A 16,680-nucleotide genomic window follows, 5' to 3' on the forward strand; every position below is an offset into this window, starting at 1 on the left:
CCCAACTCGATCATGCGACCAAGTTGTGTATCCGGTATTAGCATCCGTTTCCGAATGTTATCCCAGTCTTACGGGCAGGTTACCCACGTGTTACTCACCCGTCCGCCGCTAGATTCATTGAAAGCAAGCTTTCGATGAATCCCGCTCGACTTGCATGTATTAGGCACGCCGCCAGCGTTCGTCCTGAGCCAGGATCAAACTCTCCATTTAAGAGTTTTCACATTCAACCGGAGTTGATATGAAAATCTCGATGTGTTTTGATTGCTCATAAACATTTTTATTGCTTCTCCATCAATCCGAGGATTGATGGGGCAGTTTCGCTCGTTGTTCAGTTTTCAAAGAACAATTACTTCTTCGTGTCGACCGTCGTTTTTCTCAGCGGCGACTTTTATAATATATCACAGCTGCCTAGATGATTGCAAGTATTTTTTTTCGCTTTTTCGACTTTTTTTTCATTCTGTCGTTTTCGCGTTTTGGCCTTGCCTCAAAAGCAACGAAGATTAATATATCATGGGCCTTATATATTCGTCAACCCCTATTTCAAATAAAAAACAGCCCGTCGTTTTGCTTCATTAATACGGGCTGTTTCTCTTGTACAATAGAGCTTAACCAGCAGCTAACAGATACCGAAGCTCCATCACTTCAATATCTCCATTCACCGGGGTTACTGCAACCTCTCTAATATAAGATCGTTTCACAAGGTTCTGTACGATCAACGGCAACTCTACATTCAGTGATTGAATAGAAGGATGATTTTGCAGTTCATCTAAGCTCCATTGCTTTTCACTGTTTTCCATTATATTAAGGAGGAGGGAACAGCTCGCTTTCATTTTGTTCATGACTGTAAATTCGCAAGCCAACATAACTAAATGCACACGCTGCTCTAATGTCTCCGGACTGGCCGTCAATTCCTCATATAACTTATATATACCAGGGTGAATGCGGCGCATTTGTCGCCACACACTTAATTCGGGATGCAGTCCCTCTTCTATTAGAACAAGATGTGCCCAATAATGAATCGCATTAAAGACGCTGCTGTGCGCATCTAATATATGTTGATTCTCTAGTTCATGCTTTGCCTGCAAGTAATACCGTAAGAACTCAGAAAAAGCTGCAAAACGTTGTTGCTCCTTCATACTAGCCGGAAACAGCGTTAATTCTTCGCGAATATTTTTTAAATAATGACCGCGATCCAATAAAATCTCCCCCCGAATAAGCCATCGGATAATATTGCGGTTTGTCCCGCTCATAATCAAGCGCTCCAAACTAGCTGAATCAATCTTACGAATCAAGATGCGTTTGCCATGAAGCTTCACATACTCTGTACTTTGTGCGCATTCCTTCTCGCTGATGACCAACACCAACAAATCCAATCCTTCTATTGACGGGCTGTACAAATATGGTTTTTCGATAGCAAGTAAGCTGACTGAATCAGCCTGCGAATGATATGCCTTCATATAATGCTGTTTAATAAGTTCCACTTCGGCCTCCGTATAGCTAATCCGTGCTGATTAAGCTATAATAATAGTCTACGGTATTACCTTTTTCGACAAAGTAGGGGTGGTTTCCTGCTTCCTTAAGAAGAAAAAACCATCTTGATCTGATACATAATGGCATGGAGGATGAGGAAAATGAATAAGATTTTTTTCAAGTCTGCTAAAATCAATGAATTTCGTTTGTGGGGTCTTGTATTCACCTTAGTCGGGATGGGAGTCATGATACTCGGCACGGGAGGAATCATCTGGTGGGGACAAGCAGGCAAAATTTTCGCCGCAATCTTCATGGTTATCGGGATGATCTCCTTATTAGTGAGCTGTGCTGTCTATTTCTGGGCTGGCATGATGTCTACCAGTGCAACCATGCTCCAATGTCCGGAGTGCCACAAACCTACCAAGATGCTAGGAAAGACAGATCGCTGCATGTTCTGCAAAACGATTCTAACACTTGATCCTGCACAAGCAACTCAAGCTCCAGTTGAACAATAATTACATGAGGATGCCCCTGTTCCATAATGAAACAGGGGCATTCTTGTGTAAACATATAGAACTATGGCATTTTATTCAACGTTTCATCAATAACTTTCCATATAGAGGGGGTTTGTAATTTCCGCTGCCAAGTAGCTACTCCACCCAGCCCATACTTATTAGCTAACTCAACACGAGCCTTAATGGATACATCGTCCTCTATCCAGATACGTTTCAGAGCGCCGTCTTCTTCATACTCTACATAGTTTTGGCCAGCCTGCTCATCGAATGTTGGTGTCAATTTTAACGTATTAATAAGCTCACGGACCTTCTCCATGCCCAAGGACTTGGAAGATACCTTCTTCTTGCCGCTATCATCTACCGTTTCCGTCCACACCCGAGCGTACAACGGCATACTGAGTATCAGTTTGGTTGGTGGGACGCCGTCTTCTTCTAATATTCGAGTGATCGTATTCTCCGTCCACCCTAATGAGGCTACCGATCCCGCTTTTGGGCTGGCTGCCCAATGCTCGTCATATGCCATCAGCATCATATAATCCACAATACGACCTAAGGAGGCGCGATCCAAAAACGCCGACCACATATTGCTATTGGATTTGGGGGTCACATCAATCGAAACGACTAGCTCTTGCTCATGGAGGAGCGGTGTTAGTTCACGAACGAATTGGACCAAATTTTCTTTATCCGCAGTTTCTACGTTCTCAAAGTCAATATTGATTCCTTGTAAATTGTACAGCTCTGCAAATGCGAGCAGCTGCTGAATCATAAAAAACCGAGTCTCGACCGTAGCCAATGCTGATGTGGTACGCTTAGGTTCAAAGGCATTACTGAATAATGCCCATACCTGCATCCCTTGTTGTTGTGCCCAGCGAACATAAGCCGGATCTACTTTGCTTTTAATTGTGCCTTTGCCGTCCTTTAATTCTAGCCATGTCGGACTAACTACATTCACCCCTGGCATTGGCGTAATCTCTTTTGGGTCAGGATTACGATTGTATACGGCTTCCCACGTCAGATTAATTTTGTTGCCATCTGCCTTCCACGCAACAAAGGGAGGCTCACGATCAGGCTGCGGAACTTTCTCACTTTCAGAAAGCTCTACGGCTTTTTTGTCCATATACCCAAGTTGTCCTTGTGGTCCTTGAACGTAGAACCAGCCCTTATCTTCTCCCCAAATACGAACAGTTCCGCCAAGAGTGACTTTCTCTACAATAGCGGCTCTAATCGTAGGCTCTGAACGAATGGCAGCACCCTTCTCAGCCTTCACTTTACTCAATTGAATCGTCTGTCCAGCTTTCAATAGAACAATAATGCCAGTCTCTGCCTGCTGTTGAGCTTGAATGCCATACAATTCTTGAAGCGGAGTAATCGGAAGATACACCGTGTTATCCTTCAGTTCGGCAGCCATATGCAGCTCATAAGGCTTCTGATTAACAGTAGCGGTAAGTGAATTAGTTCGCAGATGCAGCACTTTATCAGTTGTAGTCATTATAATCGAACCTGTATCCGCCTCATAGCGGATAGGCTCGTCCGGTCCAAGAAGCTGCTGCACGATAGTGAGCGGCAGCTTCACTTCATCATTTTCTATTATGGCCCCTGCCTCCAGCATCTTGCCATCCACAGAGATCGGATGCTCGAATGCATACTCAGGTACAGCCATTGTATTATTAGGAACAAACAATATATAAACCAACCACACAGCAGCTGCAAAGAGTAAGAACATCAGCAATTTCCATGGTCCTTTACTTCTCTTGCGGCGAGGCGCTTGCATTCTATTCAATTAACCACTCTCCTCTATCAAGAAAGAACGAGTTATATCCTATATAAGTTTCACTCATTACTAAAAAAACGTGCAATTCCGCGAATTACCGCTTCTGTGCACGTCTTCCTGCTCTTATCGTTATGCCTGTACCTTAGCTGTATCGAGGCAGCTTGTACATACCCCGTATATTTCCATTCGATGGCCTTCTACCACGAATCCCGTCTTGCTGGATGCAACCCGCTCTACTTCGAGCAACGGTGGATAGTCAAAGTCAACGATTTGTCCGCAATGTTTGCAAATCGCATGATAATGATCAGATAAATCAGCATCGAATCTGCTGGAATCATCACCGTAGGTCAATTCACGAACCAGACCCGCTTCTACGAATAACCGTAAGTTATTATATATAGTCGCCACGCTCATACTTGGAAAATTAGGTGACAGTGCTTTGTAAATCTCATCAGCTGTCGGATGTGACATCGAGTCCATCAAGTAACTTAGTATTGCGTGACGTTGCGGGGTCATACGGACGCCATTCATCTTTAATTGTTCCAGTGCCTGGTTCACGTTGGCTCCCATTCCCCTCACACCTTTCTAAGTAGTTAGAACTATTGTACGTTCATTTAAAATGATTTGTCAATGAAAGCGGTCATAACGAAGGCACAGTATTAGTGATTTTTATGCTATTAGTTGCATTTATATGAATACGATATAGCCCCTCGCCCACTGCTCCTTTGACTGTTTTTTTACTAATCGTGAAAGGAATATCTGACGTTATGCTCCCGAATGTAACCGAGCCATCTATCGAATAATTCCCATTGCCCGGCACTCCAACCTTAATTTCGCCAACAGAGCTGTCCAAATCCCAATCGCCGCCGATCATTGTACTGGTCACTTCAATGCCGCCGTTCAATGTATCTGCCTTTACGGAAGCCCCTGCTTCATTAATAGCGATTCTTCCATTCTTCGTCTCAGCTTCAACATTGCCCGATACCTGCTTGATCTCCACGCTTCCATTAATCGTAGAGGCCAGCAAATCTCCTGTTATTTCGGATATCGCAATGGTTCCATTCTTCGTCGAGACATCCGTTTGTCCTTGAACCTCATGAATAGTAACACTGCCATCATTGCCTCTAACCTCTAGAGGGCCATTAATTTGCTTAACTTGAATTTCTCCGCTCGTATTTTTGAGATGAAGACCACCCGGAACGAACAGCCCTTCCGCTTGTATAGGCCCGTTATTTCCTTGAATGCTCACGGATAACTGCTGAGCTTCCATCGTGCTCGGTATAGTAATAATTATATTAATACGAGGCTTGCGGCTGCCGTTGGTTCCGTAAGACTCCCCCTTAGCTGAGATTGTTATTTCCTCACCCTCAGTTATAACCTCAACGAAGGATAGCTCAGCAACTCGATCGGCTTCCTCTTGATCAATTGAGTCAATCCAGACCTCTGAACGGATAGTGATCTCATTATCATCACTTGACAGCACTGACACCTGACCATTCGAGTTATTGATTTTAACTGATGGAGTCGCTAAGCCATGAACTGCAGTCTGAATATCAGGCTTTGTATATTTATAGCCCTTCTCTTCCCCGTAATCCGTGCTGCCCGCCAAATCTACATATTGGTCTAACCAACGGAATGGCATCTCCGCATATTGCGTGACAACATAAGCAGCTACTGCAATAACAATCGCCGCTATACCACCTGCAAGGTCAAGCCTGAGCTTCTTATTGCCATTACGCAATACGAAGCTGTATACGATGATCTCTACTCCTAACAAAATAAATACAACAGGCCACCATTGCCCGAGCAGCGCAATATCATTCTTGCCCGTAAGATAATCTCGCAATAATAGACTTCCTACAGTAATAATAAATAATGCTGCAGTAAATCTTCCTAGCTTGAACATATTTCGCTTCCCTCTCACCAGTCTTAATAATAACAACAGACCTAACATCATCAGCAGTGGCCCTAAGCTCATATCGGCCCATTCACTCATCCATGCAGCAGAAGGACTAATCAATAGAACTAACAAAAAACCTGCAGCTACCAGCAATAGCCCACTTGAAAGGGTAATTTTCGCTTCTTTTCCTATGGACGAATCCAAGCTCTGTAGAGCATCATATACACTAATGAAATAAAATAGCGGCAAGAGAAGCACCAAATAGACGATAAACAATAAATGCCTGGCACCATCAAGATCAGCCAATCGAATAATAGCTGCCCCATCCACAAGCAAGCCTGCAAGCAGCAACAGCCCTCGTTGATATCGTCCTAAATATAAGTGACCTGCCCCTGGCAGCACAAACGCCAATAATGCGGTTAGCCATCTGGAACGTTTTATTCCGAACTCACGCAATGCACGCCCTCCATATGTTTGATTTGATCCATTACCAACAGCAATGACTCCGACTTAGGCAGCGTAATATAAAAATGAAGCATCAGCTGCTTACCCCCGCCTTCGCTTTCCCCATACTCCTCCAGCATCATTTTTCGAATTAAAATTTGACGCTCTACCAATAATGAGTTCACTGTCAGCACAATCGTGGATATTTCATCGGCTTGCACTTTGAGCAAATGTTCCCGCTTCGCATTAATATAGCGCTTCTCCAGCTTATTAAAAGCCCATAGCGTGAGCAATACCAGTATCGTTGAGGATGCCGCTGCGAAAAAGAAGCCTGCCCCTACGGCTAATCCAATTGCTGATACGACCCATAAGGAAGCGGCTGTCGTTAAACCCGTAATGGATTTCCCAGTGAATAGAATAGTGCCCGCACCAAGGAAACCGATTCCTGTAATAACAGCAGCAGCCAGACGAGCCGGATCGACTCGAACATTGGGCTGATCGACAAAAGCCGCAAAGCCGTAGATGGACAGCATCATAAGAAGACAAGCCCCAATACATACCAAAATGTTCGTACGCAGCCCTGCTGCATGATTGGACTGCTCACGCTCGAAGCCAATGAATCCGCCAAGGAACAGCGCCAAGCATAATCGTAATAAAATTTGCATCTCGTTAATATACCACGGATTGGCGATATGCCCCATTTCAACAGCCCAACCTTTCTCTAATTAACCGTATTGTATCATAATTGTATGCACAGATAGCCTCTTAAAATGAAAGACGCCGTTCATCATTTAGATGAACGGCGTTTTGGAAAAATCTATATTATTGAAGACGCTCAAGCAACAGCTTGTTCACAAGAGCTGGATTCGCCTTGCCCTTGGTCTCTTTCATAATTTGGCCGACAAGGAATCCGATTGCCTTATCTTTACCAGCCTTGAAGTCTTCTACCGATTGCGGATTCGATTCGATGATCTTATCCACAATAGCCAGAATAGCACCTTCATCACTAATTTGGACCAAGCCTTGCTCTTCAACGATTTGTTGCGGCAGCTTGCCGGTCTCGAGCATCGCTTTGAAGACCGTCTTAGCTATCTTGCTGCTAATCGTTCCCTTCTCAAGCAAACCAATCATCTCGCCAAGGCCTTGCCCCGTAATCTTCATATCTCCTACCTCAATGCCATTCGCATTCAGGTAGCCTAGCAGATCGCCCATAATCCAATTGGAAACGGCTTTGGCATCCTTCGTGTAAGATAAGCTCTCCTCGAATAGATCCGCCAATTTCTTGGACGAGGTTATGACCTCGGCGTCATAGGAAGGGAGTGCATAATCACTCGTATAACGCGCCTTACGAGCATCCGGAAGCTCCGGAATCGTTGCACGGATACTTTCCTTCCACTCTTGATCAATCGTCAACCGCACGAGATCCGGGTCCGGGAAATAACGATAATCATGCGACTCTTCCTTGCCGCGCATAGATATTGTCTTCCCTTGCGCCTCATCCCAGCGCCGCGTTTCTTGTACAACAACGCCGCCGCTGCTCAGAATCTCTGCTTGACGAATCTGCTCATGCTCCAATCCCCGTTGAACGCCGCGGAAGGAGTTCATGTTCTTAAGCTCAGCACGTGTGCCCAGCTTCTCTTGCCCGAAGGGGCGCAAGCTAATATTGGCATCGCAGCGCAGGCTGCCCTCTTCCATCTTCACATCTGATACTTCGCAATAGAGCATGATCGCCTTGAGCTTCTCAAGATAAGCTTTCGCTTCCTCAGGCGTACGAATATCGGGCTCCGACACAATCTCTACAAGCGGTGTGCCCACACGGTTGAAGTCTACAAGAGAAGCATAGCCTCCTTCAATATGGGTCAGCTTGCCCGCATCTTCCTCTAGATGAAGACGGGTAATTCCAATACGCTTCGTTTGCCCGTTCACTTCAATATCAATCCAGCCGTTCTGGCCGATCGGCTGATCAAATTGTGAGATTTGATAGGCCTTCGGTGAATCGGGATAAAAGTAGTTTTTGCGGTCGAACTTGCTTACATCCGCAATCTCACAGTTGATCGCCATAGCCGCTTTCATTGCGAACTCAACGGCTTGCTTATTCAATACTGGCAGAACGCCAGGATGACCCAGACAAACTGGGCATGTATGTGTATTAGGCGGAGCACCGAAAGCGGTGGAACAGCCACAAAAAATCTTGCTGTTCGTATGAAGCTCCACGTGCACTTCTAGCCCGACTACCGTTTCATATTTGGTCGATTCAGTCATCGTTATTCTCCCTTCATCCCAGCTGCGGCCGTTGTTTGTGGAATTCGGTCTGCTGCTCGAACGCATGAGCGGCGCGCAGTACCGTTGATTCATCGAATGCTTTGCCGATGATCTGCAAACCAATCGGCAATCCATTCGACGTTCCGCATGGAACGCTAATTGCCGGAATACCTGCTAAGCTGACAGGAATCGTACAGATATCATTCAAATACATCGTAAGAGGATCTCCAACCTGCTCGCCAATCTTGAATGCAGTAGTCGGAGCTGTAGGCCCGATAATAACATCGAATTTCTCGAATACTTGATCGAAATCCTGCTTAATCAATGTACGAACCTTCTGAGCTTTCAAGTAATAAGCATCATAATAACCCGAGCTAAGGGCATAAGTACCCAGCATAATACGGCGTTTTACTTCTGGTCCGAAGCCTTGGCTTCTGGACTTGCGGTAAAGGTCGATCAAATTGTCCGGGTTGTCTGCGCGAACGCCATAGCGAACGCCATCGAATCTGGCAAGATTAGATGAAGCTTCCGAAGAAGCAAGCAGATAGTAAGTCGCAATCGCATATTCCGTATGGGGAAGCGATACTTCCTCCCATGTTGCTCCCATGCTCTCATATACTTTGAGTGCATTCATAACCGCTTCTTTGACTTCAGGGTCGATCCCTTGTCCCAAATATTCCTTCGGAACGCCAATACGAAGCCCCTTCACATCGCCAGTCAATGCGCTGGTATAATCAGGAATATTAACATTTGCAGAAGTCGAATCCTTCTCATCGTAGCCAGCGATAGCCTGAAGCACATACGCGGAATCTTCTACATTTTTCGTTAATGGGCCAATCTGGTCAAGGGAAGAAGCAAAGGCAACGAGTCCAAACCGCGAGACGAGCCCGTAAGTCGGCTTCAAGCCCACTATTCCGCAATAAGCAGCAGGCTGACGAATAGAGCCGCCTGTATCGGAGCCCAATGAGAAATACACTTGACCGGCTGCAACGGATGCTGCCGAGCCGCCGCTTGAGCCGCCTGGCACATACTCAGGGTTCCAAGGGTTGCGCGTAGGGTAATAGCTAGAGTTCTCATTCGAGCCGCCCATCGCAAATTCATCCATATTCAGCTTGCCGATTGTTACTGACTGAGCCGCTTTTAATTTCGCAACCGTAGTTGCGTCATAAATAGGGTTATAGTTGCTAAGGAATTGACTCGCACAGGTTGTGAGTAAGCCCTCCGTAACGATATTATCTTTCACACCCGCCGGCAATCCAAACAATAAGCCTCGTTCAGTTCCAGCTTGAAGCTGCTTGTCCAATTCGATTGCTTGCGTGCGTGCATGATCTTCATTCAAAGTAATAAAAGCCTGAATAGATGAATCGGTGTCAGCAATTCGGCGATATGAGGCATCCACCAAATCAGAGACCGTAATTTCTTTGTTATTCAGCTTGTTATGTACATCCTGTAGGCGCAAATCAAACAGAGCCAACAGCAATTCCTCCCTTCAATCTATCCAATTTCGTATTATTCCAGTACTGCCGGCACTTTAATTTGGCCGTCTTCTTCATCTGGTGCGTTCAGCAGAACCTTCTCAATCGGAAGCGATTCACGCGTAATATCTTCACGCATGACGTTCGTAATCGGAAGCACGTGGCTAGTCGGCTCTACTTCATCCGTATTCAAGCTTTCCAGCTTCTCCGCATATTTTAGAATAGCATTAAGCTGTCCAGTAAACTGTTCCTTCTCTTCTTCAGAAAGCTCCAGCCTTGCCAGATTAGCGACGTGCTCAACATTTTGCAAAGTTATGCTCATAGCTACCTCCCTTTCTTCCTGCAGTCATTCTTACTATTATAGCTCAGAATGTTCATTTCACAAAGTGCCAATGCTCGGACAATAGAAGAAGGACCCTTTCCTTAACTAACGGAAGGGGCCCTGCCTGCAAGCCATTATATCCAAGCTCTTAAGTTGACTTGACGGATAAAATCTTCCTTGCTCTGGCCTTCATTACTCATGTTCTCTGCTTCTACAACGATTTCTTCACCCTTCATGATTCGATTGAACAGTTCTTCATTGAATGTCGCAAGTGCGAAATCAATAAGCGCTTCACGCTCCACCCTGTCAACCTCTTCCTGTATGAGCACTTCCTCCAGCTCGACGTCCTCATCCGGAATTAGAAAGTTGCGATTGGCCGCTGGTACCCGAAGCACGTAATCAAACACATTGTCGGCATTTCGGTCGTAAGCGATTATATAACCATGCTCCCCTATAGGGAGATTTTGTTCGTATAGGTCTGAAATGATGATGACCTTTGCTCCTAAACTCAGCATTGTCTTCACTCCTGTCTATCATCCGCTAACTATTACTCTATTATCCTACTAAAAAATAATAGCGGTGTCCAATCAGAAAGTGAAGAAAAAAATCGGATTACGGAAGCTCCATTCTTTTTATGCGCCAGATGGATGCAAAGAGCACTCCAATCATTACGACAACGGTTGAAGCAATCACTTTGCCAAGCCCCACCACACTGCCATTCATTAGCAGCTCAGCCGCTAATCCACCCAGTCTGCCTGGGCTCCAAGAAAGCGCTTCGGGAAAAAGGGAGGCAGTCAAAGTCAATACGACAGACAGAACAAGTGCGCCGAAAGCTGCCGCTGCCGCACTGCGGAACCAGATGCTTAATGAAATCGTCAACGTACCAATCAGCACAAGCCACAAGCAATAAACGAGCAAGCCGCTGATCGCACTTGAACCATCAACCTCTCCAATCAGTACAATCGTATAATACCAAGCCCCGGCAAACCCCAGGAATAGAGAAGTCGCTACCAGCAGAAGCATAGCTGACCATTTGGCAAATAGAAACGATAAATAAGAAACCGGCTTAACAAGGATCATAGATGCCACCCCGCTATTCCTTTCTCCCGATACGGCTCCCATAAAAGCTAGCGCGATAATAAGAACACCGATAACACCGAATTGCTGGAGTGTCTGTGCCAATACCTCTTTTCCTTGCGGCATTGGTATTTCGATTACGGTGCCCTCCGGCAGATTGCCCGCTCCTGCCAATATATCTGGCATGAAGTAGCTGGTTATCGGCTGACTCACACCGAGCAATAGAAAAACGAGAGGCAGCCATACCAGCTTGTAGCTGCGCAAAAGCTCCAACAGCTCCTTCTGAAATAAAACGAACCATCTACTCACTGCGACACCACCTTCATGAAAAGCTCCTCCAAGGTCGAATGTCCGCATTCAAGCCGCGTAACACGAACCTTGTCTCTGGCAATCTGAGCAAGTAGCTCATCCCTAGCCTGTTCCATATTAGAGACCGTAATTTGCAGCCCATTATCAAATCGTTTTACATCCTTGGCTAATGGACTTGTAAAGGAAGAGCACCAGTTTTTCGAATGGTTATCTGCTTCCGTATAAATTGTAATGACTGGATTGCGGTACTGCTCACGAATATGGTCAATGGAACCCTGCAAGGCGATCTCACCGCTCCGAATAATGATGACATCGTCACATAATTCTTCTGCGTCATGCAGAACATGTGTAGAAAACAATATAGTCGTCTCTTGCTTCAGCCCCCTGAGCAGCTCAAGCACCTCTCTTCTTCCTAACGGATCAAGAGCAGAGACCGGCTCGTCGAGTACGAGCAGCTTGGGTTGATGAACGAGTGCTTGAGCTAGCCCAAGCCGCTGCTTCATGCCGCCCGAATAGCCGGCGATCTTGCGTTTAGCTGCATGAGCAAGACCAACCCGCTCCAACAGCTCATCGGCCCCCCGCTTTGCCTCTTCTGCTTGCAATCCGCATAATCTCCCTGCATATATGGCAAATTCACGTCCTGTCATCCAACCATAAAAAGCAGGAGACTGCGGTAAATAGCCAATCAAAGCACGTGTTCTATCGTTTTGAGGGATCCCCTCATATATCAATGATCCAGAGGTTGGCTTAAGCAGTCCCGTTAACATACGGATCGTCGTCGTTTTGCCAGCTCCATTAGGACCGAGTAAAGCGGTGCATCGCCCCGATTGAATGCCGAAGCTAATGCTATTCACTGCTTTTTCCGTTCCGAAGGTTTTCGCCAACTGCTCCGCCCTTACTAAAGGCTCCATTAATCATTCCTCCTGCCTATAACAAAGAACAGTACAGGTCCAACGATATTAATAAAAAGAATAATAAGTGCCCACATCCATTTCGGCCCTTTTGTACGCTCAGCCCTTACCAAAGCTACTAGAGCTGTCACGACAAGAATAAACTGAATAATAAGGATTGGAGCTATTATTGGTATAAGCTTGGTTAGGTCAATGCTCTCTCCCATTACGTCTTCCTCCTTCTATTGCTCATGTATGTTACGCGGCTAAATTTACGATCCAAGTAATTACGCCAATTAATACAAGCGGGGCTATTAATACAATCCATCCGAGCGGTCTTCCCATGTTGAGTGTGTAGCCAATCCCATAGCGTTTTTCAACAAATATAGCTGGATCAGATGGGTTGTAATAGAAGGAGCCAAGCTTCCAATAATGATCGGCATCCATTGGCAGCTCCGCCGTCTCCTCTGCGAACGGCTGTCGTTTGACCTTCAGCATGCGCACTATAAAAAAGGCTATCACCGCAAACATCACAATAAGGAAGCTGGTTGTACTAGCTCCAATAACTGAGGAGCCCCATTCTAATACGCTGCCCAGCTTGAGAACTGAAAACATGACTATGATCATAAAGCCAAGCACGATTAAGAAAAGCGAGGTAAGCCTCCGAAATTGAATGTTACGAGCTAATGATTGCTGTGGATTTTTAGGATCTGTCTGCTGCTTGCTTCTCGCAGTGAACCAATTGCACAGGATGAATAAGGCGATCATCCCTATTTGCATAAACGTCAGATCAAATACAGAGGCAAAGCTCTTAGTCGAGAATCCGTCCGCATTCCCCTGAAAGTCATAATGGGTTGCCATTACATCTGGAATTGAATCATAGATAGAGACCAAATACCCGGCTGTCAATAAAACAATAGCTAAATGCAGTAGATACCATGCATTGGAGTACGTTTTTTTGCGTTGATGAAAGGACGTATCAATAACTACCTTGCCTGATTGAGCAGGCTGTGATAACCATCCTTGTTCTTGCTTGATTGTTTTTACCTTCTGATGAAAGACCAGATACAAAATTCCTTGGGCTACAACAATAAAAGAAATCATCCCGAGTACAAAAAACTCAAATCGAGCATTATCATGGCTAGGATTATAAAAGAACAATGGAACTAATCCAGCAATAGATACGATAATCCCCCATAGTTTATAGTTTTTCTTGGCGGCAGTGAGCCGCTTGTCTTGAATGTAGCTCTCTGGAATCGAGACGCCGAAGCAAATTGATTTCCTTGCAATGAGCGGTGAAGCTATGCCCAGCACGCACAGCGGCAGGTATCCAACCACGATAAACACAATAATCTCTAACATGATTCTCACTTCTCCTTCTGCTTAATCTCTTCATAAAGTTGTTTGATTATGGACAGCATTTCCGTCTCCTCTAATCCACGGCAGATCGATTCTGCCACAATCGGACGAAGCTGTTGATTGAGCTTGCTCTTATAGCTATCCGTAACTCCAGGCAGTTGATCCGAATCGACAACAACGACGCCCTTCTTGCGATGAATCTGGATAAATCCCTCTTGCTTCAGCAGCGTGTATGCCTTATTAACGGTGTGCAGATTCACGCCAATATCCGAAGCCAGACTGCGAACCGACGGAAGTGCCTCACCCGGATGCAAATGACCGCTAGCTATCCCCTCAATAATCTGCTCCATAAGCTGGGTGTATATAGGAACTTCAGACTGCAAATCAAGGTACATGATCATGTTTAAAACCTTCTTTTCATATTGTTATATCTGTTATACTTATAATATAACAGATACATTTATTTTGTAAAGCCTCTTTACTTGACTGATCGGTAATCATACCTCTTCTCTTAACCTTCATGCTGATGCCCCATCCGTTCCGCTCCTCTCATAATGGTACTAACTGAACACAGATCCTCTATTAACTCCACCTCTCTTGAAAAGCCTCTTTTAACGGCACCATGTTCCTCTATTTAGCGCAATTTTCACACTTCTGCTCCTCCTGATGTCCTTAGCGGAACTGCGTTCCTCTATTCAACCCACTACTCATGAAAAACCGCTTTTTGCGGCACCACGTTCCGTTAACGCCTCTTTATAGTCTATAAATTTCAAGCAAACAAGCATAAAAAAGAAGCCTCCATCCCACCCGCTAATGGGGGTATTGGAGACCTCTTCGCACCTCTATTAATCAAATCTGATTCTTACTTATTGATCGTTCCCATCACCTATTAATCCATCATGCCTGTATAAGAACCCTCCACGGCTTTAACTATTATTTGACCGGCTGTACCACTGCCAGACAGGCTCCACCGCCTTCTGGTCCAAATAAGATACATGATAATCCTGCATACTGCCGAAAACATGAGCAGAAATCGAGATCAGCTCTTTTCGCTGCTGCTTACGCGTACGCTTGACCTTCATGGATACAATCTGAGGTCTGCGGATTAAATATGTTATTCTCGCTAGGTTCCGTCTGCGCAATGTTAATTGTCCATCCTCAAGCTTCAAGCCAGCAGCCCGATGACATGACCAGCGCCACACAGCAGCAAGCGGCAGCAGAAGCAGCGACCATAAGCCCGTATATCCAAAAAATCCGATCAGCGTCCCGCACACTGCGAGTGCGAGCAGCAGCTCTCTTCTCAAATAATAGAACAAAGCGTGGCTCGGAGCTGTGGCAGCGATCTCCATCAGTTTGTATTGCGGAACAAAATCCTGAATAACACGGGACAATTCCTTCTTAGGCAAGAAAGGGTGCAGCACCATTTGCTCATTTTTGTCCGAGGAAATGATCTGTAATTGAATCTCAGCATAACCCATCAGTTGCCGCAAGAGACCCTCTTTAATAATTACGGCATGTACCTTCTTAGGATCAAACACATTTGTCTTCTTATCGAGAAGTCCATAGGATACTGCAATTTGTGTGCCGTCCCTGCGCACCGAGAAACCACTAAACTTCAATATATACAAGCCAATCGATAGAAGCCATGCGAGCAGCAGAGCACAGACGCCAAGAATGATAAACGCTACATATCCAGACAGCATACTCGTAGATTCCTCATAGAGAGTACCTAGTGAATGCTCTGGAAAAAATAGATTAAAGAAATCATCTGCGAATGAGATAAGACCGGCGATAAAGGCAACCACAAGCCCCAGATTCATTGAGGTTGCTGCTGCCAAAAAAAGTTGCCCCGTGCTCAAACGAAAGTTTGGTGCATGATGCTCATCCGCAGGAGGAATATTCTCATTATCCAACCCTATTTCCACTACAGAATCGCTATTAGCCTCAGCCTCCGGTGAATCACTTCTATCCCGCCTTGCAAGCAATTGCAGGCGCAGCTGGTCAGCAGCAGCAATAGACAACGCAGACAAGATGCCATCCGCTTTTTTATTGCCGCCTGGTGTCTCAATCTTCACTTGGGCTACCCCAAGTATTCTCTGGATAAAAGGCTGCTCGACATTAACGGAATGAATACGGCCGAAATAGATGGTCTTCTCATCCCGGAATAATACACCGCTGCGAATAACGATTCGGTCTTCACTCAGCGTATAAGAGAACTTACGCCAGCTAAATAGGCCATGGACGAGCAGCAGCACTATAAAAGCGCTAATCCCGGCATACCAATACCACTGTAGGTCGGCCCAGTTCGTTCCCTTTACGATACTGATGATAATAATTGGCAGGAAGCCTTTAATCGTTTGGAGCAGAGAAAATACAATATACACGGGATGGAGCTTTTGTGGATTATTCATCCTGATCATCCACTTTCGCCAGCAATCCAATCTTCCGCTTCAGCTGCTCCGCCTCAGCTTGCTTCAATCCGCTAATACGATGTGTCGTAGCCGCTGTTACAACCGCAACGCTGGCTAGCTCATACTTGCGCATAAGAGGACCGCTTTCCAGCTCAACATGCTGAACGCGTACCATCGGAACAAGTACATTCTTAATGACAATGAGTCCTGATTGAATTTCCAGCTCCTCGTCGAACAGCTCATATTGAAACCGGCGGTATTTCAAATCAGGCACAAGCCATGTAAACCATATTGTCGATACAGTAACAACTGCAAGAGCGATCCAACCGGGCATCATCATCCAGCCCTTAGCACTTGCAAGACTCAAATAAGTAATGACAATTGCATAACCAATGACATGCGTAATAAGTGAGCTTATTCGGTATACAGTGAGATAATCACGATCTAATCTTTTCGTTAATGGCCGGTTCATCGC

General features: G+C 45.5%; 17 protein-coding genes and 1 rRNA gene. 1 reads left to right on the top strand and 17 read right to left on the bottom strand.

Annotated elements, in window-relative coordinates; genetic code table 11:
* Both AC50YO_RS19550 and AC50YO_RS19555 read right to left on the bottom strand, forming a co-directional pair.
* A 16S ribosomal RNA gene (locus tag AC50YO_RS19550) occupies positions 1 to 210 on the bottom strand; the annotation flags it as partial.
* Between the two features lie 395 nt (positions 211 to 605).
* Positions 606 to 1,481, bottom strand: a complete 876-nt coding sequence (locus AC50YO_RS19555; RefSeq protein WP_494849856.1) for a nucleotidyltransferase-like protein — start codon at positions 1,479 to 1,481, stop codon at positions 606 to 608.
* Positions 1,482 to 1,640: 159 nt separating this feature from the next.
* Between AC50YO_RS19555 and AC50YO_RS19560 the strand changes: the two genes are divergently transcribed.
* Positions 1,641 to 1,985, top strand: coding sequence for a YgzB family protein (locus AC50YO_RS19560; RefSeq protein WP_494850002.1), 345 nt, complete (start codon positions 1,641 to 1,643; stop codon positions 1,983 to 1,985).
* Positions 1,986 to 2,046: 61 nt separating this feature from the next.
* On the opposite strand, the gene AC50YO_RS19565 is transcribed toward AC50YO_RS19560, so the two are convergent.
* The 15 genes from AC50YO_RS19565 to AC50YO_RS19635 all read right to left on the bottom strand — a co-directional run bounded on the left by AC50YO_RS19565 (position 2,047) and on the right by AC50YO_RS19635 (position 16,677).
* Complete coding sequence (locus tag AC50YO_RS19565; protein ID WP_494850003.1) at positions 2,047 to 3,756, bottom strand: glycosyl hydrolase family 18 protein; 1,710 nt, start codon at positions 3,754 to 3,756, stop codon at positions 2,047 to 2,049.
* A gap of 129 nt (positions 3,757 to 3,885) precedes the next feature.
* On the bottom strand, positions 3,886 to 4,326 hold the full coding sequence (gene perR, locus AC50YO_RS19570; protein WP_494849857.1) for a peroxide-responsive transcriptional repressor PerR: 441 nt from the start codon (positions 4,324 to 4,326) through the stop codon (positions 3,886 to 3,888).
* A 70-nt stretch (positions 4,327 to 4,396) separates the two neighbouring features.
* Positions 4,397 to 6,112 (bottom strand): DUF4097 family beta strand repeat-containing protein, encoded by a 1,716-nt coding sequence (locus AC50YO_RS19575; protein ID WP_494849858.1) that lies wholly within the window; start codon positions 6,110 to 6,112, stop codon positions 4,397 to 4,399.
* Positions 6,094 to 6,792 (bottom strand): MgtC/SapB family protein, encoded by a 699-nt coding sequence (locus AC50YO_RS19580; protein WP_494850004.1) that lies wholly within the window; start codon positions 6,790 to 6,792, stop codon positions 6,094 to 6,096. The genes AC50YO_RS19575 and AC50YO_RS19580 overlap by 19 nt, the downstream gene beginning before the upstream one ends.
* A 130-nt stretch (positions 6,793 to 6,922) precedes the next feature.
* The gene (gatB, locus tag AC50YO_RS19585) at positions 6,923 to 8,362 is read right to left on the bottom strand and encodes an Asp-tRNA(Asn)/Glu-tRNA(Gln) amidotransferase subunit GatB (RefSeq protein ID WP_494850005.1); all 1,440 of its coding nucleotides are present in this window, start codon (positions 8,360 to 8,362) and stop codon (positions 6,923 to 6,925) included.
* A 13-nt stretch (positions 8,363 to 8,375) separates the two neighbouring features.
* Complete coding sequence (gene gatA, locus AC50YO_RS19590) at positions 8,376 to 9,836, bottom strand: Asp-tRNA(Asn)/Glu-tRNA(Gln) amidotransferase subunit GatA (RefSeq protein WP_494849859.1); 1,461 nt, start codon at positions 9,834 to 9,836, stop codon at positions 8,376 to 8,378.
* 35 nt (positions 9,837 to 9,871) lie between these two features.
* On the bottom strand, positions 9,872 to 10,159 hold the full coding sequence (gene gatC / locus AC50YO_RS19595; protein ID WP_494849860.1) for an Asp-tRNA(Asn)/Glu-tRNA(Gln) amidotransferase subunit GatC: 288 nt from the start codon (positions 10,157 to 10,159) through the stop codon (positions 9,872 to 9,874).
* Positions 10,160 to 10,293: 134 nt separating this feature from the next.
* Positions 10,294 to 10,674 carry an ATPase gene (locus tag AC50YO_RS19600; protein ID WP_494849861.1) on the bottom strand — a complete coding sequence of 127 codons (381 nt, stop codon included), beginning with the start codon at positions 10,672 to 10,674 and terminating at the stop codon, positions 10,294 to 10,296.
* Positions 10,675 to 10,771: 97 nt separating this feature from the next.
* Complete coding sequence (locus AC50YO_RS19605) at positions 10,772 to 11,545, bottom strand: ABC transporter permease (protein WP_494849862.1); 774 nt, start codon at positions 11,543 to 11,545, stop codon at positions 10,772 to 10,774.
* On the bottom strand, positions 11,542 to 12,456 hold the full coding sequence (locus AC50YO_RS19610; protein ID WP_494849863.1) for an ABC transporter ATP-binding protein: 915 nt from the start codon (positions 12,454 to 12,456) through the stop codon (positions 11,542 to 11,544). Before AC50YO_RS19610 ends, AC50YO_RS19605 begins: the two co-directional genes overlap by 4 nt.
* Positions 12,456 to 12,662, bottom strand: a complete 207-nt coding sequence (locus AC50YO_RS19615; protein ID WP_494849864.1) for a PLD nuclease N-terminal domain-containing protein — start codon at positions 12,660 to 12,662, stop codon at positions 12,456 to 12,458. The genes AC50YO_RS19610 and AC50YO_RS19615 overlap by 1 nt, the downstream gene beginning before the upstream one ends.
* 31 nt (positions 12,663 to 12,693) lie before the next feature.
* Positions 12,694 to 13,797 (bottom strand): DUF1648 domain-containing protein, encoded by a 1,104-nt coding sequence (locus tag AC50YO_RS19620; RefSeq protein WP_494849865.1) that lies wholly within the window; start codon positions 13,795 to 13,797, stop codon positions 12,694 to 12,696.
* 5 nt (positions 13,798 to 13,802) lie between these two features.
* The gene (locus AC50YO_RS19625) at positions 13,803 to 14,195 is read right to left on the bottom strand and encodes a GntR family transcriptional regulator (protein ID WP_494849866.1); all 393 of its coding nucleotides are present in this window, start codon (positions 14,193 to 14,195) and stop codon (positions 13,803 to 13,805) included.
* 525 nt (positions 14,196 to 14,720) lie between these two features.
* Complete coding sequence (locus AC50YO_RS19630) at positions 14,721 to 16,205, bottom strand: PH domain-containing protein (RefSeq protein ID WP_494849867.1); 1,485 nt, start codon at positions 16,203 to 16,205, stop codon at positions 14,721 to 14,723.
* Complete coding sequence (locus AC50YO_RS19635; RefSeq protein WP_494849868.1) at positions 16,198 to 16,677, bottom strand: PH domain-containing protein; 480 nt, start codon at positions 16,675 to 16,677, stop codon at positions 16,198 to 16,200. Before AC50YO_RS19635 ends, AC50YO_RS19630 begins: the two co-directional genes overlap by 8 nt.
* Positions 16,678 to 16,680: the final 3 nt, after the last annotated feature.

The organism is Paenibacillus sp. J22P59, from assembly GCF_059383895.1.

Bases quoted from the DNA above. Each gene is read 5' to 3' on its own strand.
- AC50YO_RS19565 (WP_494850003.1), bottom strand. From the start codon at position 3,756: ATGCAAGCGCCTCGCCGCAAGAGAAGTAAAGGACCATGGAAATTGCTG.
- perR (WP_494849857.1), bottom strand. From the start codon at position 4,326: ATGGGAGCCAACGTGAACCAGGCACTGGAACAATTAAAGATGAATGGC.
- gatB (WP_494850005.1), bottom strand. From the start codon at position 8,362: ATGACTGAATCGACCAAATATGAAACGGTAGTCGGGCTAGAAGTGCAC.
- gatC (WP_494849860.1), bottom strand. From the start codon at position 10,159: ATGAGCATAACTTTGCAAAATGTTGAGCACGTCGCTAATCTGGCAAGG.
- AC50YO_RS19600 (WP_494849861.1), bottom strand. From the start codon at position 10,674: ATGCTGAGTTTAGGAGCAAAGGTCATCATCATTTCAGACCTATACGAA.
- AC50YO_RS19610 (WP_494849863.1), bottom strand. From the start codon at position 12,456: ATGGAGCCTTTAGTAAGGGCGGAGCAGTTGGCGAAAACCTTCGGAACG.
- AC50YO_RS19615 (WP_494849864.1), bottom strand. From the start codon at position 12,662: ATGGGAGAGAGCATTGACCTAACCAAGCTTATACCAATAATAGCTCCA.
- AC50YO_RS19620 (WP_494849865.1), bottom strand. From the start codon at position 13,797: ATGTTAGAGATTATTGTGTTTATCGTGGTTGGATACCTGCCGCTGTGC.
- AC50YO_RS19625 (WP_494849866.1), bottom strand. From the start codon at position 14,195: ATGATCATGTACCTTGATTTGCAGTCTGAAGTTCCTATATACACCCAG.
- AC50YO_RS19630 (WP_494849867.1), bottom strand. From the start codon at position 16,205: ATGAATAATCCACAAAAGCTCCATCCCGTGTATATTGTATTTTCTCTG.
- AC50YO_RS19635 (WP_494849868.1), bottom strand. From the start codon at position 16,677: ATGAACCGGCCATTAACGAAAAGATTAGATCGTGATTATCTCACTGTA.